Origin of the sequence: Streptomyces sp. NPDC048211, assembly GCF_043202315.1 — a bacterium.
Lineage (GTDB): Bacteria > Actinomycetota > Actinomycetes > Streptomycetales > Streptomycetaceae > Streptomyces.
Window position 1 is genome coordinate 205,650 of the sequence record NZ_JBIDAD010000008.1, and the last position, 26,943, is coordinate 232,592.

The following is a 26,943-nucleotide window of genomic DNA, read 5'->3' on the forward strand; positions in this document are numbered from 1 at the left end:
ACAGCCTCAGTCCTGCGCGAGCGCCTGCCGGAAGCCCGTGTTCACCGCGGTCAGCCCGCCGTCCACGCACAGGGTCGTGCCGGTGACCCACGCCGCGTCGCGCGAGGCGAGGAAGGCGACGGCGGCGGCGATGTCCTCCGGTTCGCCGACCCGGCCGAGCGGGTAGAGGCCGCTCACCCGGGACAGCTCGGCCTCGCGGCCGGCCCAGGCGTCGGTGCGGATCGTGCCGGGCGTGACCAGGTTGACCCGCACCCCGCGCGGTCCGGCATGACCCGCGAGCGTACGGGTGAGGCCGGCCAGGCCCGCCTTGGCGGCGCTGTAGGCGTGGTTGCCGAAGTCCTGCACCCCGTTGACCGAGCCGATGCTCACGATCGCGCCCCGGCCGGACGCGGCGAGATGCGGCAGCGCGGCACGCGCGCAGCGGTAGGCGCCGGAGAGCGTGACGTCCAGGTCGCGCTGCCAGACCTCGTCCGGCTCGTCCTCGAAGAGCGCGGCGTCCGGCGTGCACGCGTAGGCGTTGTTGACCAGCACGTCGAGTCCGCCGAACCGGGAGACGGCCTGCTCCACCGCCGCTTCGACCGCCGCCCGGTCGGCCACGTCGCAGGCGAAGGCATCGGCCTCACCGCCGCTCTCCCGGATCCGCGTCGCCACACGCCCCGCCCGGTCGCCGTCGAGGTCGGTGACCAGGACGCGGGCACCCTCGGCGGCCAGCCGGCGGGCGATGGCGGCGCCGATGCCCTGGCCGGCGCCGGTGACGAGGACGCTGTATCCGTCGAAGCGCGAAAGCGCGGCAGAAGTCATAGCGCCGAACGTAGCGCGCGTACCAGCGCCTGGGCACGGGGGTCGGCGGTGACTCCCTTCTGCAGACCGTTCGTCACATAGCCGAAGGCGATGCCGGATTCGGGGTCGGCGAAGCCCAGCGAACCGCCCCTCCCCGGGTGCCCGAAGGAGCCGGGTGCGAGCAGCGGGCTGGCCGGGCCGTGGAGCATGTAGCCCAGCCCGAAACGGGTGTTGACGACCAGGACCCGGTCCGGGCCCGCCGACTCCTCGGTGCGGGCCAGGGTGAGGGTGGCCGGGGCGAACAGCCGGTGCCCATCGACCGGGCCGATCATCGCGGCGTAGCAGCGGGCCAGGCCGCGCGCGGTGGCGGTGCCGTTGGACGCGGGGAGTTCGGCGGCCCGGTAGCCGGGGTCGTTCTCGTCGGGCAGCGGGTCGATGGCGCCGAACGCCCGGCGGGTCAGCGACTCCGGGTCGCGGTAGGCCTCGACGACCGAGCGCTTGGGGCGCATCCGCAACGCGCCCGTGCCGTCACCCGAGGGCGCCTCGACCGGCCCGATCCGGCCGATCCGGTGTGCCTCGTCCGCCGGGATCCCGAACCAGAAGTCCAGGCCGAGCGGGCGGGCGATCTCCTCGGCGACCCAGCGGCCGACGGTCCGCCCGGTGACGCGTCGCACCAGTTCACCGACGAGCCAGCTGTAGGTCTGCGCGTGGTAGCCGTGATCCGTTCCGGGCTCCCACTGGGGGCGCTGGGCGGCGACCGCCTGCGGACCGCTCACCCCGTCGGCCGCCTCGTCGGGGGTCAGCGGCCGGTCCAGGGCCGGGAGTCCGGCCCGGTGGGCGAGGAGGTGGCGGACGAGGACGCGTTCCTTGCCGTTCGCCTTGAACTCCGGCCAGTACGTGCCGACCGGGGCGTGCAGGTCGATCTGGCCGCGCTGGTGCAGCAGCAGCGGGACGGCCGCGGCGATGCCCTTGCCGGCCGAGCGGACGATCTGCACGGTGTCGACGGCCCACGGTTCGACGCCGTCGACATCTCTCGTTCCGGCCCACAGGTCGACGACCTTGCGCCCGTGCCGGTAGACGGTGACCGCTGCCCCGCGGTCTCCGCGCTGCTCGAAGTTTCGGATGAAAGCATCCCGGACCGGTTCGAATCCGGGCGCCGCCGTGCCCCGTACGTCCACGCCTGCTCCTGCGCTCCCGCTCATCCCCCCATGGTGCATTGCGCCGCAGGTCGCGGGTGGGGCGGGTCACCTCAAGTTCACCGTCCCGGAACGTGAGGCGTCACGGTACGCGAAGCATCACGGCACGCGAAGCATCACGGCACACGAGGCGTCACGGCACACGAACCGTCACGGACCGCGGGTCGAACCCGAAGGGGAGCTCCAGCCGGTGGGTGCGCATCAGTTCCTCGTCGCACAGGAGGTCCTGGGTGCGGTCGTCGGCGGCGATGACGCCCTCACTGAGGATGACCGCGCGGCCGCAGAGCTCCAGGGCGTACGGCAGGTCGTGCGTCACCATCAGCACGGTGACGTCCAGGGACCGCAGGATGTCGGCGAGTTCGCGGCGGGCCGCCGGGTCGAGGTTGGAGGAGGGTTCGTCCAGGACGAGGATCTCCGGCCGCATGGCGAGGACCGTGGCGACGGCGATGCGGCGGCGCTGGCCGAAGGACAGGTGGTGCGGGGGCCGGTTCGCGTACTCCTCCATGCCGACCTGCTTGAGCGCTTCGGTGACGCGCTCCTCCAGTTCGGCGCCGCGCAGCCCGCCGGCGGCGGGCCCGAAGGCGACGTCCTCGCGGACGGTGGGCATGAAGAGCTGGTCGTCGGGGTCCTGGAAGACGATGCCGACGCGGCGGCGGATCTCGGCGAGGTTGCGCTTCTCGACCGGGAGCCCGGCCACCCGGACGCTGCCGGCTCCGGCGTCGAGGATGCCGTTGAGGTGGAGGACGAGGGTGGTCTTGCCGGCGCCGTTCGGGCCGAGCAGGGCCACGCGCTCGCCGCGGGCGACGGTCAGGTCGACGCCGAAGAGCGCCTGGTGGCCGTCGGGGTAGGCGTAGGCGAGACCGCTGACCTCCAGGGAGGGCGGCGGTGCGGGTGTGGCGGAGGGCTGGCTCATACGGTCCATCCCAGCAGACAGACGACGAGGGCGAGCAGGGGGAGTACCGAGGCGTACGCCCACTGGGTACGCGAGGCCGTCACCTCGTCGATCACCGGCATGGAGCCGGTGTAGCCGCGGCTGACCATCGCGAGGTGGACGCGTTCGCCGCGTTCGTACGACCGGATGAACAGGGCGCCCGCCGTCTTGCCGAGGACACCCCACTGCCGTATGCCGCGCGCCTCGAATCCGCGCGAGCGGCGGGCGATGGACATCCGGCGCATCTCGTCGGTGATCACATCGCCGTACCGGATCATGAAGGAGGCGATCTGGACGAGCAGCGGAGGCAGCTTCAGGCGCTGGAGGCCGAGCAGCAGGGAGCGCAGCTCGGTGGTGGAGGCGAGGAGCACGGAGGCTGCGACGCCGAGGGTGCCCTTGGCGAGGACGTTCCAGGCGCCCCAGAGTCCGGGGACGCTGACGGAGAGCCCGAGGACGTGGGTCTGCTCGCCGGGCACGACGAACGGCATGAGCAGGGCGAAGGCGACGAACGGCACCTCGATCAGCAGCCGCTTGAGGAGGAAGGCGGCCGGGATGCGGGCCGCGGCGGTGGCGCCCGCGATCAGCAGCGCGTACAGCCCGAAGGCCCACACGGCCTCGCGCGGGGTGGTGACGACGACCACGACGAAGGCGAAGACCGCGGCGAGCTTGCAGTGCGGCGGCAGGTCGTGGACCGGCGAGTGCCCGTGCCGGTAGAGCTTGTGGGCGTGGCCCGCGCCCACGTCAGACCCTCTCGTCGGTACGGGAGTCGCTGTGCGCGGGCTCGTCGTCCGTGCGACGGCGGCGGCTGACCACGTAGAACGCGCCGCTGCCGACGACGAGGGTGGCACCGACGCCGATCACGCCGGCCAGTCCGCCGGAGAGCCGGGCGTCGGAGACGTCCTTGACGCCGTAATCGGCGAGCGGGGAGTCCTTGGCGGCGTGGTCCTTGGCCTCCTTGTCGATGCCCTGGTCGGTGGCGACCTTCTCCAGGCCGTCCGGGTTGGCGGAGGCGTAGAAGGAGACGAAGCCGGCCAGGACGAGGGCGGTGACCAGGCCGGTGGCCCACAGGCCCTTGGTGGAGCGGTGTGCGACGGCGGTCTCGCGGGCGGGAGCGGGGGCGTCGACGAGTTCGCCGTCGATGCGGAGCTTGAGCGGGGCGGTGAGGCCCCGGGCACCGTGGACCAGGTCGGGGCGGACGGCGATGACGGCGCCGACGGTCAGCGCGGTGATCGCGGCCTCGCCGATGCCGATCAGGACGTGGACCCCGACCATCGCGGTGAAGACCTTGCCGATCGGGATGTCGGTCGTGCCGCCGATCCAGTACATCAGCGTGAAGGCGGCGGCCGCGGCCGGTACGGAGACCAGCGCGGCGACGAAGGACGCGGCGGTCATGGAGCGGCGGGTGCGGGGCAGCACGCCGACCAGGCCGCGGAAGAGGGCGTAGGCGACGACGGTGGTCACGATGCCCATGTCGAGGATGTTCACGCCGAGCGCGGTGAGCCCGCCGTCGGCGAAGAGGATGCCCTGCATCAGGAGGACGACGGATATGCAGAGGATCCCGGTGTAGGGCCCGACCAGGATCGCGGCCAGCGCCCCTCCCAGCAGGTGCCCGCTGGTGCCGGCCGCGACGGGGAAGTTCAGCATCTGCACGGCGAAGATGAAGGCGGCGACCAGCCCGGCCAGCGGCGCGGTGCGTTCGTTCAGCTCCCGCCGGGCCCCTTTCAGGCTGACGGCCACGGCTCCGGCAGCCACGACTCCGGCGACGGCGGAGACGGGTGCGTTGATGAATCCGTCGGGTACGTGCATGGGGGCGGCTCCGCTTCCTGCGTTCCTGCATTGCTGCGCGGGGTCATGAACCTCTCAATGATAGGGCCTTGTTGCGAAGCCTTTGCAAGAGCGGGTCCGTCACAACTACCAAGTCGCCCTATCGTGCTCTTTTACGAAAATATGGGACATTGGATGACGAAGACCCAAGAGAAGACGGATGTGCACAGGAGGAGCCGGCCCATGTCCCCCGTGATCAAAGAACATGCCCGAGCCCGGCTCGTCACCGACGCCCGCGACCTGCCCGTGGTCCCCGTCGAGCTGCGGTACGACACCGCCGCCGCCCCCGACACCATCCAGGTCGCCTTCCCCGGCGGCACGCAGTGGGCGGTCCCCCGCGATCTGCTGGAGCGCGGTCTGCGCTCCCCCTCCGAAGAGGACAGCTTCCGGATCTGGCCGTGCGGCCGGGTCCAGCTGGTCGTCGAACACCATGCGGCGGGAGGAGTCGACGTGGTGCAGTTCGACTGCGCGCCACTGATCCGGTTCCTGCGACGCACGCACCGCCAGGCACCCAGAACCGAGACCGCGCCCGCCTGATACGCCCGCCCGCCGCCACCTCATGGCGAGAGCCCCCGTGCACATGTGCACGGGGGCTCTCGTCGCTCCGGCCCCCCGTCCCCACAGGTAACCGGCGCTTCCGGGGCCGCGTTCCGCTCAGACGCGGCCCCGGAGGTCAGCGGCTCGTTCGAGCAGCCCGACGGGCGCTCTCCGGCCGGCTCAGACGCGGCTCAGCTCACGCTCTCCGCCCGCGTCCGGACCGGCGTCGCCCGCGTCGCCGCCGGAGGTGGTGGAGAGCTCCTTGCGCAGCCCCTCACCCTCGACGTCCACGTTGGGCAGCGCCCGGTCCAGCCAGCGCGGCAGCCACCAGGCACGCTTCCCGAGCAGCGCGAGCACCGCGGGCACGATGGCCATGCGGACGACGAACGCGTCGAAGAAGACGGCGATGGCCAGGGAGAAGCCGATCATCTTGATCATCTGCTCGCTGGAGCCGATGAATCCGGAGAAGACCGCCATCATGATCACGGCCGCGGCCGTGACGACCCGGGCACCGTGCTTGAAGCCGGTGACGATGGCCTGGCCGGGCTTCTCGCCGTGGACGTACGCCTCACGCATCCGCGTCACGAGGAAGACCTCGTAGTCCATCGCGAGACCGAAGACCACACCCACCATGAAGATCGGCATCATCGACATGATCGGACCGGTCTGCTCGACCCCGAACAGTCCGCCGAGCCAGCCCCACTGGAAGACCGCGACGACCGCGCCCAGGGCCGCGACGACCGAGAGCAGGAAGCCGAGCGCCGCCTTCAGCGGCACCAGGATCGACCGGAAGACCACCATCAGCAGCAGGAAGGCGAGGCCGACGACGAGCGCCAGGTAGGGCAGCAGCGCGTCGTTCATCTTCTGCGAGAAGTCGATGTTCATCGCGGTGGCACCGGTGACGAGCACCTCGGCGCCGGTGTCGGACTTGATGTCCTTGCCCGCGTCGCGGATCGCGTGGACCACGTTCTCCGTCTCGACGGAGCTCGGCCGGTCCTTCGGGATGACGGTGATCATCGCCGCGTCGCCGGCCTTGTTGAAGGTGGCCGGGGTGACGGCGACGACACCCTTCATGCCGGAGATCTCGTCACCGACCTGCTTCGCGGCGGTCTTGCCGTCGGAGCTGTTCGCGGTGTCGACGACGACCAGCAGCGGGCCGTTGAAGCCGGGGCCGAAGCCCTCGGAGAGCGTGTCGTAGGCGCGGCGCTGGGTGGTGCTGGTGGGCTGGGAGCCGTCGTCCGGCAGACCCATCTCCAGCGAAGCGGCCGGGATCGCGATCGTGCCCAGGCCGATGACACCGACCAGCAGCACCCACACCGGCTTGCGCAGCACGAACCGCGCCCAGCGGGTGCCCATGTTCGGCTTGGCGTCGGGCTTGTTCTCCGCCTCGGCGGCCTTGCGCGCCTTGCGTCCCATGACCCGCTTGCCCACGAAGCCCAGCATGGCCGGGACGAGGGTGAGGGCGATGAGGACGGCGATCGCGACCGTACCGGCGGCGGCGAAGCCCATCTTCGACAGCATCGGGATGTTGACGACGGCCAGGCCGACCAGGGCGATGACCACGGTGAGCCCGGCGAAGACGACCGCGGAACCCGCGGTGCCGACCGCACGGCCGGCCGCTTCCTCGCGCTCCCGGCCCTCGGCCAGTTCGGCGCGGTAGCGGGAGACGATGAAGAGCGCGTAGTCGATGCCGACCGCGAGGCCGATCATCATCGCGAGGGTCGAGGTGGTGGACCCGAGGTCGAGCACATTGGCCAGGGCGGTGATCGTCGAGACACCGATGCCGACACCGATCAGGGCGGTCAGCAGCGGCAGCCCCGCAGCGATCAGCGAGCCGAAGGTGATGACGAGCACCACCGCCGCCAGCGCGATACCGATGACCTCGGTGGCACCGGTCTCCGGCATCACCTGGAGCGCGTCACCGCCGATCTCCACGGTCATCCCGCTCTTCTGCGCCGCCTCGCCCGAGTCCTCCAGGGCGTCCCGGGTCGCGTCGGTCAGCTCCATCGAGTTGACCTTGTACGTCACCGAGATGTACGCGGTCGTGCCGTTCTTGGAGACGGCCTTGCCGCCGCCGGCGTACGGGTCGGCCACCGAGGCGATCTGGTCCGAGCCGGACTCCAGCTCACCGGTGATCTTCTTGACCTCGGCCTTGTTGGCCGGGTCCGTCATCTTCTCGCCCTCGGGGGCCTTGAAGACGATGCGCGCGGTCGCGCCGTCGGCACTGGAGTCGGGGAAGCGCTGTTCCAGCAGGTCGAAGGCCTTCTGCGCCTCCGTACCCGGGATCGAGAAGGAGCTGGAGGTGGCGGTGGACGCGGAGGCCGCGCCGAATCCGGCGAGTGCCAGCAGTGCCACCCAGATCAGGGCGACATAGCGGCGGCGCCGGAAGGCGAGCCGTCCGAGCTTGTAGAGGAATGTGGCCACGGAGGCGTACTCCCGGTCAGGTCGTTGAGTGGAAAAGGGCGTGAGGAACCAGCCCGACGACGAGAGCGGCGTGTCAGGTGGGGCTTGGGGAGGGGGCCGTGCGGGTGTGCCGTGGGGACGGCGGTCAGACTCCGAGAGCGGGGAGGATCACGGAGTCGACGTAGTCGAAGAGGAACGCCTGGTCCACCGGGCGGTCCTCGACGAGCTGCCGAGCGGCGAACGCACCGATCAGCATATGGGGCAGATATTTGAGCGCCGGATTGTCCGGACGCACTTCCCCCCGGTCCACGGCCCGTCGCAGCAGCAGGTCGAGGCCGGTCATCTCCGGCTCGATCAGCAGCTCGCGCAGGGCCTGCAGGAGGTCGGGGTTCTCATGGACGGCATGGCTCAGGCCCCGCATCAGCGCGGAGTCCTTCTCCATCTGACAGTCGTCACTACGGCCCAGGACGGCATGGAAGTCACCGCGCAGCGAGCCGGTGTCGACGTCGCTGAGGGAAACGGGCTTGTTGTGCCGCATGGCCGTGACGACGAGCTCGGGCTTGCTCCCCCACTGGCGGTAGAGGGTGGCCTTGCTGGAACGGGTACGGGCGGCGACGGCGTCCATCGTGAGGGCGTCGTAACCGACCTCGCGGAGCAGGTCGAGCACGGCGGCGTACAGCTCGCTCTCACGCTCGGGCGTGAGCCGTGTGCGTGCCATGGTCGACCTCCTGTTCCCTGAGCTCGGGCGATTCGTTCGTCAGTCAATCGAACGAAACTGTTTCGTACACATCGACGGTACCCCGGGCGCCCAGCGAAACGAAATCGTTTCGCTTGTGTTCCGCACCACAAGTTGCCGCGGCCCCCTCACGCGGAAAGCATTGGGGGGTGAGTGACGACGTCTCGTATCTCCGGTTCCCGCACCTCCACGACGATCTGCTCTGCTTCGCCGCGGAGGACGATCTCTGGGTGGCCCCCCTCGTCCCCGAGGGCGAGGTGCCCGGGCGCGCCTGGCGCGTGACCGTCGACCGCACCAGAGTCAGCCATCCGCGCTTCTCCCCCGACGGGACCCGGATCGCCTACACGACCTGGCGCAGCCTCGACCCGGAGATCCATCTGGCGCCCGTCGCCGGCGGCCCGGCCCGCCGGCTCACCTACTGGGGCTCGACGGACGCCCGGGTCTGCGGCTGGACGCCCGACCCCGGGGACTCCGCACAGATCCTGGCCGTGTCCTCGCACCGGCAGCCGTTCTCCTACTTCTCCTGGGCCTACAGCGTGCCCACGGACGGCAGCCCCGGGGGCAGGCTGCCCTGGGGCCCGGTCTCCGACATCGCCGTCGCCGACGTCGACGGCGAGCGCCGCACCCTGCTCCTCACCGGAAAGCCGCCGCACGAGCCGGCCGCCTGGAAGCGGTACCGGGGCGGCGCGACCGGGCGGCTGTGGCTGCACGGCGAGCGGCTGCTCCCGGACATCGGCGGGCACCTGGACTCACCGATGTTCGTCGGCGGCCGCATCGCGTTCCTCTCCGACCACGAGGGCGTCGGCAACCTCTACTCCTGCCTGCCCGACGGCACGGACCTGCGCCGCCACACGGACCACGACGCGTTCTACGCCCGGCACGCCTCCAGCGACGGACGGCGGGTCGTCTACCAGTGCGCGGGCGAGGTGTGGCTGGTCGACGACCTCCAGTCGCCCGACGCCGTGCCCCGCAAGCTGGAGGTCCGGCTCGGCGGCCCGCGCGCCGGCCGGCGCACGTACCAGGTACCGGCCGCCAGCAACATCGACTCGCTCTCCGTGGACGAGACCGGCCGGGCCAGCGCCGTCGCCGTCCGCGGCAGCCTGTACTGGCTGACCCACCGCGACGGCCCCGCCCGCACCATCGCCGACACCCCCGGCGTCCGGGTCCGGCTGCCGGAGATGCTCGGCAGCGGTGGCCAGGTCGCGTACGTCACCGACGCGGAGGGCGAGGACGCGATCGAGATCGCCTCCCTGCCGCGCGCCAGCGGCGACCGCGCGCCGCGCCGGCTCGCCTCGGGCCGGATCGGCCGGGTCCAGGAACTGATCGCCGACCCGGACGGCGAACGGCTCGCCATCGCCTCGCACGACGGCCGTCTCCTCCTCCTGGACACCGACGAGGAGACGTCCACCGGCGAGCCCACCGAACTGATCCGCTCCGTCAACGGCCCGGTCCGCGATCTGGCGTTCTCCCCGGACGGCGCCTGGCTGACCTGGTCGCACCCCGGCATCGGCCGCTCGCTGCGCAAGATCAAACTCGCCCGTATCCAGGGCACCGGCTCCCCCGTGACCGTCGACGTCACCAACGGCCGCTTCGAGGACGAGAACCCCGTCTTCACCAGCGACGGCCGCTATCTCGCCTTCCTCTCCTGGCGCGGCTTCGACCCGGTGTACGACGTGCACACCGGCGACCTCTCCTTCCCCCTCGGCTGCCGCCCGTACCTGGTCCCGCTCTCCTCGGCGACCCCCTCCCCCTTCGCCCTCTCCCCCGACGGCCGGCCCGCCGCGGGCGGCCTGGACCCGCTGGACTCCGACGAGGCGGAGGCGGCCGAGGGCTCCACGGTCACGGTCGAGTTCGAGGGCCTGGAGAGCCGGGTCACCCCCTTCCCCGTCTCCGCCTCCAAGTACTCGGCGCTGTATCCGGTCAGCGGCGGCGGGCTGGTCTGGCTGCGCTGGCCGATCTCGGGCGCGCTCGGCGAGACGTTCGCCAACCCGGCGGACATGTCGGGCCGCCCGACCCTGGAGTACTTCAACATCACCAAGGCGAAGAAGAGCGAACTCGTCGACCACCTCGACTGGTTCGCCGTCAGCGGCGACGCCTCCCGCCTCGTGGTCATGGACGACGGCGAACTGCGCGCCGTCCCCGCCACCGAGCCCGGCGACAACGACTCCACCGTCTACCTGGACCTGCGCCGCATCCTGCACGAGGCCGACCCGCCGGCCGAGTGGCGGGGAGCCTACGACGAGGCGGGCCGCCTCATCCGCTCCTACTTCTGGGAGCCGGACATGTGCGGCATCGACTGGCCGGCCGTCCTCGACCAGTACCGCCCCCTGGTCGAACGGGTCGCCACCCCCGACGAGTTCGCCGACCTCCTCCGCGAAGTCCTGGGCGAACTGGGCACGTCCCACGCCTACGTCTCCCCCGCCCGCCGCAACGAGGGCCCCCCGCACTACCAGCGGGCGATCGGCCTGCTCGGCGCCAACTTCCTCTGCCGGGACGGCGCATGGGTCATCCGGCGGATCCTGCCCGGCGACTCCTCCGACTCCAAGGCCCGCTCCCCGCTGGCCGGTACGGGCATCCGCGAGGGCGCGGTCCTCACCCACGTCGACGGCCGCCCGGTCGACCCGGTCGCCGGCCCCTACCCCCTGCTCTCCGCCGCGGGCGGCACCACGGTCGAACTGACCTTCCGCCCCGCCGAGGGCGAGGGCCGCTCCCGCCGCGTCGCGATCGTCCCCCTGGTCGACGAACGCCCGCTGCGCTACCAGGACTGGGTGGCCAAACGCCGCGAAGTCGTACGCGACCTGAGCGGCGGCCGCTGCGGCTACCTGCACATTCCCGACATGGGCGGCTCGGGCTGGGCCCAGTTCAACCGCGACCTGCGCCTGGAGGTCTCCCGCCCGGCCCTGATCGTCGACGTACGCGGCAACGCGGGCGGCCACATCAGCGAACTGGTCATCGAAAAGCTCACCCGCACCATCCTCGGCTGGGACCTCACCCGCGACGCCCAACCGGTCTCCTACGCCTCCAACGCTCCCCGGGGCCCGGTCGTCGCCCTGGCCGACGAGGCGACCTCCTCCGACGGCGACATGATCACCGCCGCGTTCCGCCTCTTGAAGCTGGGCCCGGTGGTGGGCCAGCGCACCTGGGGCGGGGTCGTCGGCATGACGGGCCGCCACCGCCTGGGCGACGGCACGGTGATCACCGTCCCGATGAACGCGGCCTGGTTCGACACGTACGGCTGGTCGGTGGAGAACCACGGCGTGGAGCCGGACCTGGAGGCGCTACGCACCCCGCTGGACTGGGCGGAGGGCCGCCACGCCGTCCTGGACGACGCGGTGCGGGTCGCCCTGGACCTACTGGCCGCCCACCCCCCGGCGACCGCACCGACGTACGACACGGCCCCGGACCGAAGGCGGCCGCCGCTGCCGCCGCGGTAACGGGGCCGCCCCCGCACGCCCTCCGGCCCCCGCTACGGACGCCCCGCCGGCGCCCCGAACCACCGCTCCAGCGCGTCGGTCAAGGCGGCCTCCGGCTTGGCCGGGGCGCTCGCACCGGGGCGGTCCTCAGCCCAGGCCGTGAACCCGTCCGGCCGCACCAGAAGCCCGGACAGCTCCGGCCGCCCGGGGCAGACGGCCGTCCTGACGTCCACCCGGTCCCCGTAGCCTTCGGCCACAGCACGCAGCTCCGCATCGTCGCGCAGGTCGAGAAGCAGGGCGCGGCCGCCGTGAAGGTGGTCGGCGAGCCGGGTGCCGTCGGCGAACTCCAGGTCGGGCGCGCTGCCACCGACCAGTGGATGGCTGCCCGGCAGGTCATAGCGCTGCCAGACACCGGAGATCTTCTTGACCAGGTGCGTGGTGCCGTCGACCGTATGCGTCATGTCGGTGAACACCTCGCGCAGCTTGCGCGCGTGCGACTCCGGTCGCATGAGCGCGATCTGGGCGCGCGTCCAGTCCAGCACCCAAGCGCCGATCGGGTGCCGTTCGCTCGTGTACGAGTCGAGGAGGCTCTCCGGTGCCCGGCCGCACGCCACGGCGGCAAGCTTCCAGCCCAGGTTCATCGCGTCCCCCATGCCGAGGTTCAGTCCCTGCCCGCCGAACGGCGAGTGCACATGGGCGGAGTCGCCCGCGAGCAGCACCCGGCCGGCCCGATAACTGGTGACCTGACGGCAGTTGTCGGTGAACCGCGTCACCGTGCCCACCTCGGTCACGGTGACGTCCACACCGGACACCCGGCGCAGGCTGCCTTGCAACTCCTCGGCAGTGACGGGCGCCGTACGGTCGACGGGCGGCCCGTCGAACTCGACGGTGAGGACGCGGCCGGGGAGCGGACCGTGGGTGTAGACGCCGGTGTCCGTCGCGGTCCAGCCGCCCGCGAGCCCTTCGGCACCGGTCAGGCCGGCCAGCGCCTGGTAACCGGTGATCTCCGGCGGCGTACCGGGGAAGTCGAACCCGGCGAGCTTGCGCACGAGGCTGCGTCCGCCGTCGCAGCCGACCAGCCGGCCCGCCCGTACGGACTCGGGCGCCGAACCGTCGACCGACGCCAGGTGCACGGTCACCCCGTCGTCGTCCTGCTCAAAACCTGTCATCTCGACCCCGCGACGCAGCTCGACGCCGAGCTCCCCGGCGCGCTCGGCGAGCATCACCTCCAGCGAGGACTGAGCCACCATGCCCACGTCCCCTGCGGGACCCACGTCCGCGAAGGCCGGATCCGCCGCATCGAGCAGGGCCGCATCGAGCATGATCCCGGCGAAGTGCCCGGCGAACTTCGGGGGCGGCGGAGCGTTCCCGTCCCCGCCGCGCGACCGCTGGAACTCCCGGAACCGGTCCATCGACTCCTGCTGGACCTTCACCAGCGCGGGCAGAAACCCCCGCCGGTCGAGGGCCACGGCGGTGGGGATGTTGATGGCCCCCGCCTTGATCGTCTCGTCCACTTCGGTCAGGCGCTCGACGACCAACACACGGGGCACCCCGCCGAGTCCAAGTTCGCAGCCGAGCATCAGGCCGACGGGCCCGGCGCCGACCACCACCACGTCGTAGTGCGTCATGAGATCCATGACAGATAACTTTAGTCACTACAAACATGTATCCGCTATAGGTTCATCGATATGCTTCCGTCATGACGAAGGAACGGGAAACCCGCGAAGCAGCCGCGCTGCCCCTGCGGGAGCGCAAGAAACGGGCGACGCGGCAGCGGATCTCGGATGTGGCGACGGGGCTGTTCCTGGCGAACGGCTTCGACGCTGTGACAGTCGCTGACGTCGCGCGGGCCGCCGAGGTCTCCACCATGACGGTCTTCAACCACTTCCCGCGCAAGGAGGACCTCTTCCTCGACCGCACCCCCCAGGCGATCGAGTTGTTCACTGGGGCCGTGCGGCTACGGGGACCGAACGACACCCCGTTGGGCGCACTGCGCCGCCTGGCACTCGAACTCCTCGATCAGCACCACCCGCTGTCCGCCGTGGACGACGACTTCCCGGCCTTCTGGCGGATCGTCATCGCGTCACCCGCCCTGTGCGCCCGCGCCCGCGAGGCCGTCGAGGAGGTGGAGAACGCCCTGGCCCGAGCGCTTGCGGAGACCGACCCCGGATCCGCCGACCCGGCCTTCGCGGCGGCCCTGATCGTCGCCGCCTACCGCTCCAACTACCTCACCACCGCCCGCCGCCTGCTCGCGGGGGAGGCTGCGGAGGCGCTGGCAGACGACCACAGGACACGGGTGTGCGCGGCGTTCGACGCACTGGAGGCGGCGCTGAAGTAGGAGTGCACAGGCGGTTGGTGCGCCTCCGACGGCCGGACGAGACCAGGGTCCGAGACTCGGGGCTCGAGACTCGGGGTTCGAGACTCGGGGTTCGAGACTCGGGGTTCGAGAGTCGAGCTTCGGAAGGCCCTGTTCACTCTTTCGTGGGTACGTGACGGGCGCTCGGCCCGAGTCTCGGCCCTCGGGATCCGAGCGCCGAGGTCCGGGTTTCGAGAGTCGAGCGATGTCTGACAACCGGTGGGTAAAAGAAGGTGGTCGGGGAAACCTCCCCCACCTCCCTGACCCGTAACGGCGAGCAAGTATGACCGTTTGTGACCGACTTGCGGCGCAGCGTCGCGGCTGCCTACGGTGCCCCCAACGTAACGACCCCGACGCGGTGTTGATGCACCGGCCGGGGTCTCACCCAAGATCGAAAGACGACACCGATCTCGTGGCTATCCAGAACTTTAGTCCTGCCCTGCCGACGCCCGCAGTCCCGGCTCCGTGCCCGAAGGCCAGCCCCGGCTACGGCAAGCGTTCCGTCCCGGACCAGCTCCCGCCCCGCGATGACGACTTCGCGTGCCTGCCCGAGCGGGAGCGGTACATCGCCGGATACGTAGACACGCTCCCCGAGGGCGCCGCCATGAACATCAAGTCGCTCGCCAAATGCCAACCGCTGTACGGGCAGATGGCCGTCGGCAGCGCACTTCGGGCCCTGGGCGTGGCCGGTCACCTGCGCCAGGCCCGGTGCGCGGTCGGCGACGGCGACAACCTCCGCTGGGTCACCCGCACCTTCTGGTCCCGCACCGCCCGCGACAACGAGTGGTGGAACACTTTCCTCACCGCCGAGGCACGCCACCACCTGCCGGAGCCAGTGACCACATCCGCCACGCCCCCACCGCCGTGGGTCCCCGCCGAGCCCGCAACCTCCGCCGCCGCACCCGAAAAGCCCGACACGCCCGCCCCCGGCCCCGTCGTACCGCCCCAGCGCACCGGGCAGCCCCAGCCCGCCACGCCGGTGGACCCGTCGCCCGCCTACCTCGCCCTGACCCGGCTGGGCCCCGCCGACAGGCGCCTGGGGCTCTCGCAGGACGACTGCCGGGAGCTGGAGGAGCTCGCCGCCGAGTGGTTCGCACGCGGTGCGGACGCCGACTACTTCCTCCACACCCTCACCGCAGGGCTTCCCGCGACCGTCGATTCACCCCTCGGCTTCGTGAGGAAGCGCCTCATTACCAAGCTCCCGCCCCGGCAGCCCGCCACCCCTGCCCCCGCACCGCCGGGCACGCCCACACCCCGCCTGATGGTCGAATGCACCGACTGCGGCGCCCCCGGCCAGGCCGAAGCCTTCCGCGACGGCCTGTGCGCACCCTGCCGACAGCCCATCCAGGGCTCCGACGCCGGTCCGGCGCCCGCCGAAGATCCCTGCATCGAGCGCGACATCCAGGCCCACGTAAAGCGGCTGCGCGAGCAACTGAAGCTGCGCTGACGCACTCCCCCGCCCGCCCACCCGGCCCGACTCCCCCGCCGGTTGCACTGGCCGCTCCGTCTGCGATCCACGGCCGGCCGCGAACGCCCCGGCGCTGAGCGAGATCGATTGCCCGACACCGCCCCACCAGGGAATTTCGCTCTCACCCCGTGATTGGCTCAAAGTTTCCGGACCTGCACGAAACCTGCCGTTAACAGGAATTTACCTGTCTGAAATACCACACAGGCAATCGGTGACGCGTCGTGGACTCACTGCATGTATGGGGCAACAGTCATCCGAGGCAACTTTCTTCGATCGAGTGAATCGAGGTTCGTATGTGCGGAATCACCGGCTGGGTCTCCTACCGCCGCGATCTGACGGAACATCACGATGACATCGACGCCATGACACAGACCATGTCGTGCCGCGGCCCGGACGCGGCGGGCGCATGGGTAGCACCCCACGCCGCCCTGGGGCACCGGCGGCTCGCCGTGATCGACCTCCCCGGCGGTGCGCAGCCGATGACCGTGGACACTCCCGACGGAGCGGTCTGCATGGTCTACTCCGGCGAGGCGTACAACTTCACCGAGCTGCGCGCGGAACTACGCCGTGCCGGACAGCGGTTCGACACCGACTCCGACACCGAAGTGGTCCTGCGGGGCTACGTCGTGTGGGGCGAGAAGCTCGTGGAACACCTCAACGGGATGTACGCCTTCGCCATCTGGGACGCCCGGACCGAGCGCCTGGTGATGATCCGCGACCGGATGGGCATCAAGCCGTTCTACTACTACGAGACCGAGGACGGCGTCATCTTCGGCTCGGAACCCAAGGCGATCCTGGCCAACCCCACCGTCTCCCCCGTCGTGGGCCTCGACGGACTGCGTGAGGTCTTCGCCGGGGCCAAGACCCCCGGTGCCGCCGTCTGGGAAGGCATGCACGAGGTGCGGCCCGGCGAGATCATCGTCCTCGACCGCGGCGGAATGCGCCGCCACACCTACTGGCAGCTGCGTTCCGAGCCCCACACCGACAGCAAGGACCAAACAGTCGCGCACGTGCGGGAGTTACTCGACGACATCGTCCAGCGCCAGCTCGTCGCCGACGTGCCCCGCTGCACGCTGCTCTCCGGCGGCCTGGACTCCTCCGCGCTCACGGCTCTCTCACAGATCCACCTCGCGCCCCAGGGCGAGACGGTGCGCAGCTTCGCCGTCGACTTCCCCGACCAGGACAAGCACTTCCAGGCCATGGACGTCTCGCCCACCCAGGACACTCCCTACGTCCACGCCCTCGCCGAACACGTCGGCTGCGCCCACCAGGACATCATCCTGGACGGGGCAGCCCTGTCGGCCCCCGAGGTCCGCCGCGCGGCGGTCGGCGCCCGTGACCTGCCGACCGGCATAGGCGACCGCGACAACTCCCTCTACCTGCTCTTCGCCGCGGTCCGCCGCCACTCCACCGTGGCCCTGTCCGGCGAGTCGGCCGACGAGGTGTTCGGCGGCTATCCGTGGTTCCACGACGAGCGGCGCCACGCCGAGACGTTCCCCTGGCTGGCGGGCTCTCACGCGCTGATCGAGTCGGGCAGCCAGGTCAGCGAGGACCTCAAGCCCGCGCTCGGCCTCGGCGACTTCCTCGCCGAGAGCTACCGCACGGCCGTCGCGGAGACCCCCGTCCTCGACGGTGAGACCGGCCTCGACCAGCGCATGCGGGTCGTCAGCTACCTCCATCTGACCCGCATGGTGCAGGTCCTCCTGGACCGCAAGGACCGGATGAGCATGGCGGTCGGCCTGGAGGTCCGCGTCCCGTTCTGCGACCACCGTCTCGTGCAGTACGTCTTCAACGCCCCCTGGTCCCTCAAGACCTTCGACGGCCGCGAGAAGAGCCTGTTGCGCGCCGCCACCCGTGACGTCCTGCCCGCATCCGTCGCCAACCGCAAGAAGAGCGGATACCCGGGCACGTTCGACCCCGCCTATGTCGAGGCCATCCAGTCCCAGGGGGCCGGCCTGCTGCGATCCGGGCACGCGGCGACGGACCTGGTCAACCGGGAACGCCTCACCGAGGCCACCACCCTCCCGGCCGCCGACCTGAACCAGCAGCAGCGGATGCTCCTGGAGCGGACCCTCGACCTGGGGGCGTGGTTCGACCTCCACCGTCCGACGGTCAAGGTCTGACCCCGGCGGCGAGGCAGGACTCGGCAGGGGCCCTCAGTTCGCACCACACGGTCTTGCTGTACGGCCCCTGCTCCACGCCCCATCCCAGCGCCAGCGCATCCACGAGCCACATGCCGCGCCCGGACGTGCGGTCGGCCCCGGCGGACCGGAGCACCGGCCGGACACCGGGCGCGGGATCGCTCACCGCGACACGGATGCGACCGGCCCGCGTACCGCTGATCCGCAGCGTGACCGGCGTCCCCTCACCGAGGTGATCGATCACGTTGGTCAGCAACTCGCTGACGCACAGGCCCAGATCGCCCACATCCGCAGCCCCGAACCACGTCCGCAGCATCCGCCGCACCTCCGGCACGGCCTTCGGCACGGCGATCAGGTCCACCGAGAGCGGCAGCACCCCCGTCACCCTCCGGCCGCCATGCGCAGCGCCTCGGCCAGCCGATGCGCGGTGGCCGCGTTGCAGTTGCCGAGCGCGATCAGCGGCGGCCGGGTCGTGCGCGCGGCGAGGGTCAGGGGGTCGACGCCGAGCGAGGGGAGGGTGATGCCGTGCGCGGTGAGCGCGGCACGGAGAGCGTCGATCTCCGCGCCGATGTCGTACGTGACGTGCTGCGAGTCGTCCATGAGGGGCCCGTACACCTTTCGTTGCTGACTGTGACGAACGCCTCACACGCTGCCGTACGGACCTCTACCGTGAAAGAGGTTCCCGCTCCACAGAGCACAGCGCGAAAGGCGGTCGGCAGAGTGGCCACACGCAAGGAGATCGACGGATCGGCGGGAGTCCCGCAGTTCTACGGGAAGGAGCTGCGCTTCAAGAGGGAGGAAGCGGGCCTGACCCTGGAGAAGCTGGTCGAGGGCAGCTTCTTCGGCATCACGTACCTGAGCGAGATCGAGCACGGGCATCGGCGGATGCCGGTGGAACTGGCGCAGCATGTGGACCGGGTGCTGGGGACGGACGGGTTCTTCCAACGGCGTTGTGAAGACGTACGGAAAGCCAAGCAGGGGGCTCATGCCGCGTACTTCGCCGGGGTCATGGAGGCCGAGACGCGGGCTCGGTCCATCAGCGAATGGTCCGGCACCCTGATTCCCGGACTTCTGCAGACCCGGGCGTATGCCCGTGCCCTCGTCGACTCCGCGCATTCATTGGACTCACCGGAGGAAGTCGAGGCCAAGATCGACAGCCGACTGGGGCGAGCCCGGCTCTTCACCAACCCCAAGAGGCCTGAGTATTGGGTGATCCTTCATGAGGCCCTGGTGGACCACCCCATCATCCCGCCTGCCGAGATGGCGGAGCAGTTGGACCACATCGGCACCCTGATGCGACGCCGCCGCATCGTTGCACAGATCCTTCCGTGGAACGGCCCGACCCGCTCCCTCACTGAATTGCCGCTTTTTCTCATGGATTTCGACAACGAGCCACCGCTGCTCTACACAGAGGGCGCCTACCACGGTCAGACCATCGATGATCCGGCCCTCGTGATGCGATACCGCAAGGCCTACGATCGGCTCAGGGCCGCTGCACTGCCGCCAGAGGCGTCCCTCACTCTGATCGACAAGGCGGCTGAGGAGTACCGGCATGGCCAGCCCCGACCTTGACCTCAGCGCTGCGGCCTGGCGCAAGAGCAGCCACAGCAACGGCGATGGCGGTAACTGCCTCGAAGTAGCCGAAGCCCACCCCGGCCTCGTCCCCGTACGCGACTCCAAGTGCCCCGACGGCCCCGTGCTCATCGTGAACGCCGCCGCCTGGGCGCCGTTCGTCGAGGCCGTCAAGGCGCCCTGACCTGCCGGAAACGCAGAGGTCAGGCGTAGTACGGCTCCATCACCGCCCGCACCTCCTCCAGCAGCGCCGGTCCCTCCTGCGGCACGGGCGGGCGGCCGTTGCCCGGCCTGATGTCCAGGAGCTGTTCGCTCGACAGGGCGAACACCACGCGACGCAGCCCCGCCTGCTGGATGGCCGCCTCGCACATCGAGCAGGCCTGGCAGCTGGTGTACATCGTGGTGGCCGCCGCCGTGGCCGCGTCCAGTTCCCTCGCCGCCCAGCGTGCGAGCTTCAGTTCGGGGTGCGCGGTGATGTCCCGGTCGGTGAGTGTCGTGTTGCGGTCCTCGGCCAGGACCGTCCCGTCCGGGGCCGCCAGCAGCGAGCCGAACGGCGGGTTGCCGCTTTCGCGCGCCTCGGCCGCGAGGGCGATGGCCCGTCGGAGGAGGGTGTGGTCGTCGGGCGTGGTCATGGCTGCTCCTTCAGGTTCAGGTGTGCGGCCACCGTGGCGAGTGCCTGCTGGGCCGGCTGCGGATGCATGGTCTCGCGTGGGTCGCCGTGGTACGGGTCGAGGACGACCGTGTCGGCGCCCATCAGCCGCAGTCGGTCGAGGTCGTCCATGATCTGGTCGATCGTCCCCTCGCCGGCGAGGCGTTGCGGGCCGTCGACCGGCGTGGCGGTGGGACGGAGCACGATCCGGGGGGCGAAGGCGGGTACGGGGAGGCCCTCTTCGTACGCGGCCGACTTCAGCCGGTCCGCGGCGTCCCGCAGCCAGGGCATCGTGCAGCGCAGCGGATGCCAGGCGTCCCCGAGCCGCACGGCCCGGCGCAGGCCCGCGTCGCTGTTGCCGCCGACCCACAGCGGGATCGTCCCGCTTCCGTACGCGGCCGTGTCGGCCCACGCCTCCCGCATGTCCCTCAGGGCGGCGTCGGTCAGTCGTCCCCGCTGCTCGAAGGGGACGCCGAGGGCGGCGAACTCCTGCCGCGCCCAGCCCACCCCCACGCCGAGGACCAGCCGGCCGCCGCTGAGGGCGTCCAGGTTGGCCGCCATCCGGGCGGTGAGCAGCGGGTGCCGGTAGGGGGCGATGAGGACCGTCGTACCGAGCCGTATCCGGGTGGTGAGACCGGCCAGCCAGGACAAGGTGGTGAAGGGCTCGTAGAAGGGGGCCGGATACTGCTCGGCGACATCGGGCGTGATGGCGATGTGGTCGGAGACCATCAGCAGGTCGAAGCCCAGTCCCTCCACGGTCCGGGCCCAGTCGTGCAGGACTCCGGGGTCGGTGCCGGGTCCGAAGTTGAGGACGTTCACTCCGATCTTCATGGGGCCGAGCCTAGCCAGGCCGTACCGGTCGGCTGAAGGGATTCCTGCCTGTGCAGGCGCAGTTCACCCGTGGATCCCCCGGTAATCTGCGCGAATGGCCGAGAATCTTGATGCGACCGACTGGGCGATCCTCGACGAGCTCCAGCGGGACGGCAGGATCGCGTTCACGGAGCTGGCCCGGCGGGTGAACCTGAGCGCGTCGGCGACGACGGAGCGGGTGCGGCGGCTGGAGGCGGCCGGGGTCGTCACGGGGTACCGCGCGGAAGTGGATCTGGAGCGGGCCGGGTATGTGGCCCTGGCGGTCGTCCGGCTGAAGTACCCGGGGAGCCGGCACGAGCCGTTGCACCGCATGCTCCGGGAGCGGCCGGAGATCCTGGAGTGCCTGCGTACCACCGGGGACGACTGCTACGTCCTGAAGGTGGCGGCCACCTCGATGGCGCACCTGGAGGAAATCGTCGACGCGCTGGCCGAGTTCGGGAGCACGACCACCAACCTCGTCTTCAGCCGGACGCTGCCGCTGCGCGGCCCGCGCGAGCCCCGGGTGGATGTCACCGCCCGGTGATGAGCGGATCGGCGCCCCCCGCACGGGCGGCCGCTCCTCTCACCGCGCGGCTGTGTCCCGCAGATGATCTCCGGCCCATTCCTCGAAGGTGAGGAGGGGGATGCCGAGTGCCCGCGCGAATTCCGGGCGGGCGGGCTGAGTGTGCTCGTTGATGTGTGACTGGCCGAAGCCCATGTCCGGCATCCCGGCGGCCGTCGCCTCTTCCCCTGTCAGGTCGGGCGCGGTCAGCTCGACGCCGAGGTGGAGAGAGAGGATCGTGGCGATCTCCGTCATCGTCAGGAAGTCGCTCGCCAGCTCCAGCTCGACACCGTCGAAGCGCGCCGGCGCGGCAATGGCTGCCGCGGCTGCCCTGCCGATGTCCTCGACCGCGACGAGGGACAGCCGGGTTGCGGGCTTCAGCAGGCTCACCAGGCCACCCTCCACCCCGCGGGGGAACATGATCTCCTTGGCCGGGAGGAAGTTCTCCATGAAGAAGCCCGGCTTGATGAGTGTCCAGTGCGTGAAGCCGGCCTCGCGCACCCGGTCCTGGATCCCGGCCTTCGCGGTGTAGTAGGGCTCCATCCAGGCCCAACGGCCTGTGACCCAGCTGACGTGCTGCCCGGCGCCGGAGACGGATGTGTGCACGAACTGCGGCACTCCCGCCGCCTTCGCGCTCTCGATCAGGTTGACGGCCTGGGCCACCTCGCCTTCGAAGGCGCGTCCGTGCACGTCGGGCATCTGCACGGAGAAGACCGCGCGGGCCCCTTCGGCAGCCCGGACCAGGGAGCCGCGGTCGTCGAGGTCGCCGGTGACCAGCTCTGCGCCGAGTGCTTCGACGGCCTTCGCCCGGGCCGTGTCCGGGTCACGGACCAGCGCCCGGACGGGAACACCGGTCGCGAGCAGTGCGCGGGCGGTGGCGCCGCCCTGCTGACCCGTGGCTCCGACTACCAGGGCGGGGGAGGAATCTGAAGGCATGGTGCTCCTCAGGTAGTGGCACGCTGTGGTGGCACGCGAATATATGGCGGGGCCCGCCACTTATGCCTGGGTACGATACGGAGGCCCCCACCACTTAGCAAGGCCGGAGATGACGCCATGACGGGCCAGCGCGCGGACGCCCGGCGCAACTACGCGCGGATCCTCGCCGTCGCCGAGGAGGAGGTCGCCGCACGGGGTGCCGACGCCTCCCTGGAGAACATCGCCCGCACAGCCGGAGTCGGATCGGCCACCGTGCGCCGCCACTTCCCCAGTCGGCACGCCCTGCTGGAGGCGGTGTTCAGCGAGCGGATCGAGGCCCTGGTCGCCCGCGCCACGGCGTCGGCCGGGGCACCCGACGCCCGGGCCGCCCTGCTGGATTGGCTGGGCGGGCTCACCGCGTACGCCTCCTCTGCGCGGGGCCTGGCCGACGCGCTGACCCTGGCCGGAACGGACGACCCGGATCACGTCGACGCCTGCTGCTCGGCGAAGCTCACCGGGGCGGCCGACCCGCTGCTCCAACGCGCCGCGCAGGCCGGTGCGGTGGCGTCGGACGTGACCGCCGCCGACCTGATCACACTGGTCACCGGAATCGTCCTGGCCACGGAACACCACCCGAACCCCGCCGCCGAGGCGCACCGACTGCTCGGCCTCACCCTGCGGGGAGTCAGCCCGCAGGGATGACAGGAGACGGCACCTGACTCTCGGGCTGTCGGGGCAACGCCTGTCCGCGAACCCCCGGATCACCGAGGACTGAGGGACGCCCCCTTCCCCCGACCCGCGAGAGCCCCCGGGGAATCCACGCGAAAAGGGCGCACCCGGAACGAACCGGGTGCGCCCCTCAGCACGCGACGCTCAGAAGCGCGACATCAACGGTCGAAGCGCTCCCGCACGTCGTCCGCCGCACCCTGGGCGCGGTCGCGACCCTGCTCGGACGCCTGGCGGGCCCGGTCGGACGCGTCCTGACGACGGTCCTGACCCTGGCCCGGACGCTGGCCCTGGCGCTGACCCTGGCCCTGGTTCTTGCCGTCCTTCATGCGCTTCTGGCCCTGGTCGGCGAGGTCCTGCGCCTTGTCCTTGAACTGGTCGGCGATGCCCATGCTGTTCACTCCTATGTGAGGGTGCTTGGGGATGGCCCCGTCGGGGCCTCGACCAGACTTACACGCCAGGACATACGACGCATTTCGATCACTTACGCTGCGTATCCGTCGCCGCTCGCGAAGCCCGTTCGTCCTGGTCAGCCGCACCACCGGCGCCCACGAGCCCCTTGCCGACGCCCTCCAGCCGGGGCCCGAACCGCTTCATCTCCCGCTGGCCGACCGCACCGATCAGGCTCGGCAGGTAGCCGCGCACGGACTGCATCCCGCGCAGCCACCACTGGGCGTACACATGCGGGGAACGCCGCTCGATACCGGCCACGATGCGGTCGACGGCCGGGCCCAGCGGGTATGTGCGGTTCGACGGCCACGGCAGCCGCTGGCGCAGCTCCCGCATCACGTCGTCCTCGTCCGCGCCGCGCACCATGTCGGTGTCGGTCCAGGAGAGGTAGCCGACGCCCACCTTCACGCCCCGGTAGCCGACCTCCGCCCGCAGGCTGTGGGCGAACGCCTCGACGCCCGACTTGGACGCGCAGTACGCGGTCATCATGGGGGCCGGGGTGATCGCGGCCAGTGACGCTATCTGGAGGAAGTAGCCGCGGCTCTCCATCAGGATCGGCAGGAACGCCCGGCCGGTCACCGCGCCGCCGATCAGGTTGACCTCGATGACCCGCCGCCAGGCCACCGGATCGGAGTCGACGAACGGTCCGCCGGAGGCGACGCCCGCGTTGGCGACGACGATGTCGATCTTCCCGAAGCGTTCCTTGACCTCCTGCGCGATCCGCGCCATCGCCTCGTGGTCGGTGACGTCCGCGTGCCAGTGGTCGCTGTCCCCGTGCAGCCGCTCGGAGACCTTCTTCAGCTCGTCCGGCTCCAGGCCGACCAGCGCCAGCTTCGCGCCGCGCGCCGAGAGTTTGCGCGCCAGCAGCTCACCCACGCCGCGTGCCGCGCCCGTGACGACGACGACCTGGCCTTCGAGACTGCGCCTGCCGCTCATGCGACCTCCTCCTTGCCCTCGACATCGGTCGTACCCCGTACCGGGAGGTACGTGGTCACCAGTTCCCGGATCGCCGCCGTGACGATCTCCGGCGCCTCGACCGGCGTCATATGACCCATACCCGCCAGCTCGGTGAGACCGAGGCAGTCGGGCAACGCCGCCGCGAGCGCCCGGGCGTGGACGGGCGGCGTCAGCCGGTCGCCGGTACCCGCGATCACCGCGGTGGGCACCCGCAGCTCCCGTACGCCCTCGTCGAGGTCGAGGTCCGCGAGCACATGCCCCCAGGCGACCCGGGCCGACCGCGGACACGCGTGCACGATCCGCGCGCAGGCGTCGACCCGGTCCGGGGCCGAACCGGCTCCCATCGTCCCGTACTTGAGGATGCGCCGGGAGACCGGTGTGACCGGTCCGAGCGGCGCCCGCGCCCCGAGGATCGCACGCGTCACCCGGGTCCGCACGGCACCGGCGCGCATCGGCACGACGAGTGACTCCGCGATCAGCCGGGAGCTGCCGGTGCTGCACAGCAGGGCGGCGGCGGCGTGTTCGCGCAGCCCGGCCCGGCGCGAGGCGGACATGATCGTCATGCCCCCCATGGAGTGCCCGGCCAGGACGGCCTTCTCCCCCGGGGCGAGGGTGGCGGCGAGCACCGCTTCGAGGTCGTCGGCCAGCGCCTCGGTGCTGTACCCGTCGCGCCCCGCCGAGGGCGAGGTGCCGTGGCCGCGCTGGTCGTAGGCGACGACGCGGTGGTCGACGGCGAGGTCCCTGATCTGCGCGTCCCAGAAGTGGGTGTTGCAGGTCCAGCCGTGCGACAGGACCACCGTGGGGGCGCCGTCCTGTCCGTGCACCTCGACGTGTATGCGGGAGCCGTCGGCGGAGACGGCCATCAGCTCGCGCACGGGCACCGGCCGGGGGTGCGCGCCGCGCAGGGGCCGGCTCATCCCGCCACCTCCTCGGTGACAGCGGCGGTCTTCTTCGCGTCCCGTTGCGCGGGGACCCGTATGACCTCGTACTCCGCGAGGTTGACCTCTCGCGTCGCCGTGCGGAACTCGGCGGTGGTGCCCGGCCAGACGGTGGTGTTGCGCCCGTTGGCGTCCAGGTACCAGCTGTCGCAGCCGCCGGTGTTCCAGACCGTGCGCTTCATCCGCTCCTGGACCCGGCGGTTCCAGGCCCCGACGGCGGAGGTGCGCGCGTCGAGTGCGACGCGGCCGCCCAGCACGTTCAACTGGCGCATGTAGTCGGCCATGTAGTTCAGCTGGGCCTCGATCATGAGGATCATCGAGGAGTTGCCGAGCCCCGTGTTGGGGCCGATGATCGTCATCCAGTTCGGGAAGCCGGTCGCGCTCGCGCCGCGCAGCGCCTGCATGCCGTCCTTCCACGCCTCGGTGAGCGTGATGCCGTCCGCGCCCACCACCCGCTCGGCGATCGGCATGTCGGTGACGTGGAAGCCGGTGCCGAAGATGATCGCGTCGACCTCGGCCTCCGTACCGTCGGACGCCACGACCGTGGAGCCGCGCACCTCGCTGAGTCCGGAGGCGACCACGTCCACGTTGGGCTGGGCGAGCGCCGGGTAGTAGGCGCTGGAGAGCAGGATGCGCTTGCAGCCGATGCGGTACGAGGGGGTCAGCTTGGCCCGCAGCGCCGGGTCCTTGATCGACCGGGCCATGTTGGACTTGGCTATGCGCTCGATCAGGCCCAGCTGGTCGGGGTGCTTGGTGAAGGCACTGACCTGCAACTCCCGTATGCCCCACAGCAGTCCGCGGCGTGCGGTGCCGGTGAAGGGGAGCGTGCGGTGCAGCCAGCGCTCGGCACCGCTGATCGCGCGGTCCATCCGCGGCATGACCCAGGGCGGGGTGCGCTGGAAGAGGGTCAGCTTGCCGGCCTTCGGCTGGATCGCCGGCACGATCTGGATCGCGGAGGCGCCGGTGCCGATCATCGCGACGCGCTTGCCGGTCAGGTCGGCGTCGTGGTCCCAGCGGGCGGAGTGGAAGACCTTGCCGGGGAAGTCGGCGAGCCCCGGTATGTCGGGCGTCTTCGGGTCCGAGAGCGGGCCGGTCGCGGAGACGACGACGTCGGCGACGACCGTCGTGCCGTTGGCGCTCTCGATGACCCAGTTCAGCGCGTCGTTGTCCCAGCGCATCATCGTCACCTCGTGGTTCAGCCTGAGGTGCGGCCGCAGCCCGAAGGTGTCCGCGACGTGCTCCAGGTAGGCGCGTATGTGCTCCTGCCCGGAAAAGGTGCGCGGCCACTCGGGGTTGGGGGCGAACGAGAACGAGTAGAGGTGGGACGGTACGTCGCAGGCGCAGCCCGGATAACTGTTGTCGCGCCAGGTGCCGCCGACCGAGTCGGCCCGTTCCAGGATCACGAAATCGGTGATGCCTTCGCGGCGCAGCCGGACGGCGGCCCCAAGTCCCCCGAATCCGGATCCGATCACCGCCACTCGTACATGCTCGTGCTGGGCCATGCTGCCGCCTCCCGCGGTACGTCACACGACTCTGCCAG

The 26,943-nt window shown here is 71.0% G+C and carries 26 protein-coding genes; 9 read left to right on the top strand and 17 right to left on the bottom strand.

Features of this window, described 5'->3' with window-relative positions:
- Nucleotides 1-6: 6 nt before the first annotated feature.
- The 5 genes from ACGFZA_RS27745 to ACGFZA_RS27765 all read right to left on the bottom strand — a co-directional run bounded on the left by ACGFZA_RS27745 (nt 7) and on the right by ACGFZA_RS27765 (nt 4,713).
- Nucleotides 7-801, bottom strand: a complete 795-nt coding sequence (locus ACGFZA_RS27745; RefSeq protein ID WP_385278900.1) for an SDR family NAD(P)-dependent oxidoreductase — start codon at nt 799-801, stop codon at nt 7-9.
- The gene (locus tag ACGFZA_RS27750; protein WP_385279125.1) at nt 798-1,958 is read right to left on the bottom strand and encodes a serine hydrolase domain-containing protein; all 1,161 of its coding nucleotides are present in this window, start codon (nt 1,956-1,958) and stop codon (nt 798-800) included. The genes ACGFZA_RS27745 and ACGFZA_RS27750 overlap by 4 nt, the downstream gene beginning before the upstream one ends.
- Before the next feature lie 151 nt (nt 1,959-2,109).
- Nucleotides 2,110-2,889 (bottom strand): energy-coupling factor ABC transporter ATP-binding protein, encoded by a 780-nt coding sequence (locus tag ACGFZA_RS27755; RefSeq protein ID WP_393682611.1) that lies wholly within the window; start codon nt 2,887-2,889, stop codon nt 2,110-2,112.
- A complete protein-coding gene (gene cbiQ, locus ACGFZA_RS27760) occupies nt 2,886-3,647 on the bottom strand; it encodes a cobalt ECF transporter T component CbiQ (RefSeq protein ID WP_393682613.1) in 762 nt (253 codons plus the stop codon). Before cbiQ ends, ACGFZA_RS27755 begins: the two co-directional genes overlap by 4 nt.
- A gap of 1 nt (nt 3,648) precedes the next feature.
- Nucleotides 3,649-4,713, bottom strand: a complete 1,065-nt coding sequence (locus ACGFZA_RS27765; protein ID WP_393682615.1) for an energy-coupling factor ABC transporter permease — start codon at nt 4,711-4,713, stop codon at nt 3,649-3,651.
- A gap of 201 nt (nt 4,714-4,914) precedes the next feature.
- On the opposite strand from ACGFZA_RS27765, the gene ACGFZA_RS27770 reads away from it, so the two are divergent.
- The gene (locus tag ACGFZA_RS27770) at nt 4,915-5,268 is read left to right on the top strand and encodes an SsgA family sporulation/cell division regulator (protein ID WP_385278908.1); all 354 of its coding nucleotides are present in this window, start codon (nt 4,915-4,917) and stop codon (nt 5,266-5,268) included.
- Nucleotides 5,269-5,448: 180 nt separating this feature from the next.
- Here the strand turns inward: ACGFZA_RS27770 and ACGFZA_RS27775 are convergent, their stop codons facing one another.
- Nucleotides 5,449-7,692 (bottom strand): MMPL family transporter, encoded by a 2,244-nt coding sequence (locus ACGFZA_RS27775; RefSeq protein ID WP_385278910.1) that lies wholly within the window; start codon nt 7,690-7,692, stop codon nt 5,449-5,451.
- Nucleotides 7,693-7,816: 124 nt separating this feature from the next.
- Nucleotides 7,817-8,389 (bottom strand): TetR/AcrR family transcriptional regulator, encoded by a 573-nt coding sequence (locus tag ACGFZA_RS27780; RefSeq protein ID WP_385278912.1) that lies wholly within the window; start codon nt 8,387-8,389, stop codon nt 7,817-7,819.
- Between the two features lie 167 nt (nt 8,390-8,556).
- On the opposite strand from ACGFZA_RS27780, the gene ACGFZA_RS27785 reads away from it, so the two are divergent.
- Nucleotides 8,557-11,841 carry a S41 family peptidase gene (locus tag ACGFZA_RS27785; RefSeq protein ID WP_393682618.1) on the top strand — a complete coding sequence of 1,095 codons (3,285 nt, stop codon included), beginning with the start codon at nt 8,557-8,559 and terminating at the stop codon, nt 11,839-11,841.
- 32 nt (nt 11,842-11,873) lie between these two features.
- Here the strand turns inward: ACGFZA_RS27785 and ACGFZA_RS27790 are convergent, their stop codons facing one another.
- Nucleotides 11,874-13,448: an FAD-dependent monooxygenase gene (locus tag ACGFZA_RS27790; protein ID WP_393682892.1), complete on the bottom strand. Its 1,575-nt coding sequence runs from the start codon at nt 13,446-13,448 to the stop codon at nt 11,874-11,876.
- 71 nt (nt 13,449-13,519) lie between these two features.
- Between ACGFZA_RS27790 and ACGFZA_RS27795 the strand changes: the two genes are divergently transcribed.
- The 3 genes from ACGFZA_RS27795 to asnB all read left to right on the top strand — a co-directional run bounded on the left by ACGFZA_RS27795 (nt 13,520) and on the right by asnB (nt 17,767).
- The gene (locus tag ACGFZA_RS27795) at nt 13,520-14,158 is read left to right on the top strand and encodes a TetR/AcrR family transcriptional regulator (protein ID WP_393682620.1); all 639 of its coding nucleotides are present in this window, start codon (nt 13,520-13,522) and stop codon (nt 14,156-14,158) included.
- A gap of 430 nt (nt 14,159-14,588) precedes the next feature.
- Entirely contained in the window at nt 14,589-15,623 is a 1,035-nt protein-coding gene (locus tag ACGFZA_RS27800) for a MarR family transcriptional regulator (protein ID WP_393682622.1), read from the top strand.
- 314 nt (nt 15,624-15,937) lie between these two features.
- A complete protein-coding gene (gene asnB, locus ACGFZA_RS27805; protein ID WP_393682624.1) occupies nt 15,938-17,767 on the top strand; it encodes an asparagine synthase (glutamine-hydrolyzing) in 1,830 nt (609 codons plus the stop codon).
- On the opposite strand, the gene ACGFZA_RS27810 is transcribed toward asnB, so the two are convergent.
- Both ACGFZA_RS27810 and ACGFZA_RS27815 read right to left on the bottom strand, forming a co-directional pair.
- Entirely contained in the window at nt 17,757-18,170 is a 414-nt protein-coding gene (locus ACGFZA_RS27810) for an ATP-binding protein (protein ID WP_393682626.1), read from the bottom strand. The genes asnB and ACGFZA_RS27810 overlap by 11 nt on opposite strands.
- Complete coding sequence (locus tag ACGFZA_RS27815; protein ID WP_393682628.1) at nt 18,167-18,385, bottom strand: hypothetical protein; 219 nt, start codon at nt 18,383-18,385, stop codon at nt 18,167-18,169. Before ACGFZA_RS27815 ends, ACGFZA_RS27810 begins: the two co-directional genes overlap by 4 nt.
- Before the next feature lie 120 nt (nt 18,386-18,505).
- Here ACGFZA_RS27815 and ACGFZA_RS27820 point away from each other — a divergent pair, with 120 nt between their 5' ends.
- Together ACGFZA_RS27820 and ACGFZA_RS27825 are read left to right on the top strand one after the other, a co-directional pair.
- Nucleotides 18,506-19,357 (top strand): helix-turn-helix domain-containing protein, encoded by an 852-nt coding sequence (locus ACGFZA_RS27820; RefSeq protein ID WP_393682630.1) that lies wholly within the window; start codon nt 18,506-18,508, stop codon nt 19,355-19,357.
- Nucleotides 19,338-19,541, top strand: coding sequence for a DUF397 domain-containing protein (locus ACGFZA_RS27825; protein WP_393682632.1), 204 nt, complete (start codon nt 19,338-19,340; stop codon nt 19,539-19,541). Before ACGFZA_RS27820 ends, ACGFZA_RS27825 begins: the two co-directional genes overlap by 20 nt.
- Nucleotides 19,542-19,560: 19 nt before the next feature.
- Here ACGFZA_RS27825 and ACGFZA_RS27830 read toward each other — a convergent pair whose 3' ends face one another.
- Both ACGFZA_RS27830 and ACGFZA_RS27835 read right to left on the bottom strand, forming a co-directional pair.
- Entirely contained in the window at nt 19,561-19,989 is a 429-nt protein-coding gene (locus ACGFZA_RS27830; protein WP_385278930.1) for a nucleoside deaminase, read from the bottom strand.
- Nucleotides 19,986-20,837 (bottom strand): LLM class flavin-dependent oxidoreductase, encoded by an 852-nt coding sequence (locus ACGFZA_RS27835; RefSeq protein ID WP_393682635.1) that lies wholly within the window; start codon nt 20,835-20,837, stop codon nt 19,986-19,988. Before ACGFZA_RS27835 ends, ACGFZA_RS27830 begins: the two co-directional genes overlap by 4 nt.
- 94 nt (nt 20,838-20,931) lie before the next feature.
- Here ACGFZA_RS27835 and ACGFZA_RS27840 point away from each other — a divergent pair, with 94 nt between their 5' ends.
- Nucleotides 20,932-21,399, top strand: a complete 468-nt coding sequence (locus ACGFZA_RS27840; protein ID WP_385278934.1) for an Lrp/AsnC family transcriptional regulator — start codon at nt 20,932-20,934, stop codon at nt 21,397-21,399.
- A gap of 39 nt (nt 21,400-21,438) precedes the next feature.
- Here ACGFZA_RS27840 and ACGFZA_RS27845 read toward each other — a convergent pair whose 3' ends face one another.
- A complete protein-coding gene (locus ACGFZA_RS27845) occupies nt 21,439-22,353 on the bottom strand; it encodes an NmrA/HSCARG family protein (RefSeq protein ID WP_393682637.1) in 915 nt (304 codons plus the stop codon).
- Between the two features lie 117 nt (nt 22,354-22,470).
- Between ACGFZA_RS27845 and ACGFZA_RS27850 the strand changes: the two genes are divergently transcribed.
- Complete coding sequence (locus ACGFZA_RS27850) at nt 22,471-23,034, top strand: TetR/AcrR family transcriptional regulator (protein WP_393682639.1); 564 nt, start codon at nt 22,471-22,473, stop codon at nt 23,032-23,034.
- Nucleotides 23,035-23,219: 185 nt separating this feature from the next.
- Here ACGFZA_RS27850 and ACGFZA_RS27855 read toward each other — a convergent pair whose 3' ends face one another.
- The 4 genes from ACGFZA_RS27855 to ACGFZA_RS27870 all read right to left on the bottom strand — a co-directional run bounded on the left by ACGFZA_RS27855 (nt 23,220) and on the right by ACGFZA_RS27870 (nt 26,905).
- Nucleotides 23,220-23,450: a hypothetical protein gene (locus tag ACGFZA_RS27855; protein WP_393682641.1), complete on the bottom strand. Its 231-nt coding sequence runs from the start codon at nt 23,448-23,450 to the stop codon at nt 23,220-23,222.
- 88 nt (nt 23,451-23,538) lie between these two features.
- The gene (locus tag ACGFZA_RS27860) at nt 23,539-24,444 is read right to left on the bottom strand and encodes an SDR family oxidoreductase (protein ID WP_385278942.1); all 906 of its coding nucleotides are present in this window, start codon (nt 24,442-24,444) and stop codon (nt 23,539-23,541) included.
- Entirely contained in the window at nt 24,441-25,382 is a 942-nt protein-coding gene (locus ACGFZA_RS27865; protein WP_393682643.1) for an alpha/beta fold hydrolase, read from the bottom strand. The genes ACGFZA_RS27860 and ACGFZA_RS27865 overlap by 4 nt, the downstream gene beginning before the upstream one ends.
- On the bottom strand, nt 25,379-26,905 hold the full coding sequence (locus ACGFZA_RS27870) for a flavin-containing monooxygenase (RefSeq protein WP_393682645.1): 1,527 nt from the start codon (nt 26,903-26,905) through the stop codon (nt 25,379-25,381). Before ACGFZA_RS27870 ends, ACGFZA_RS27865 begins: the two co-directional genes overlap by 4 nt.
- Nucleotides 26,906-26,943: the final 38 nt, after the last annotated feature.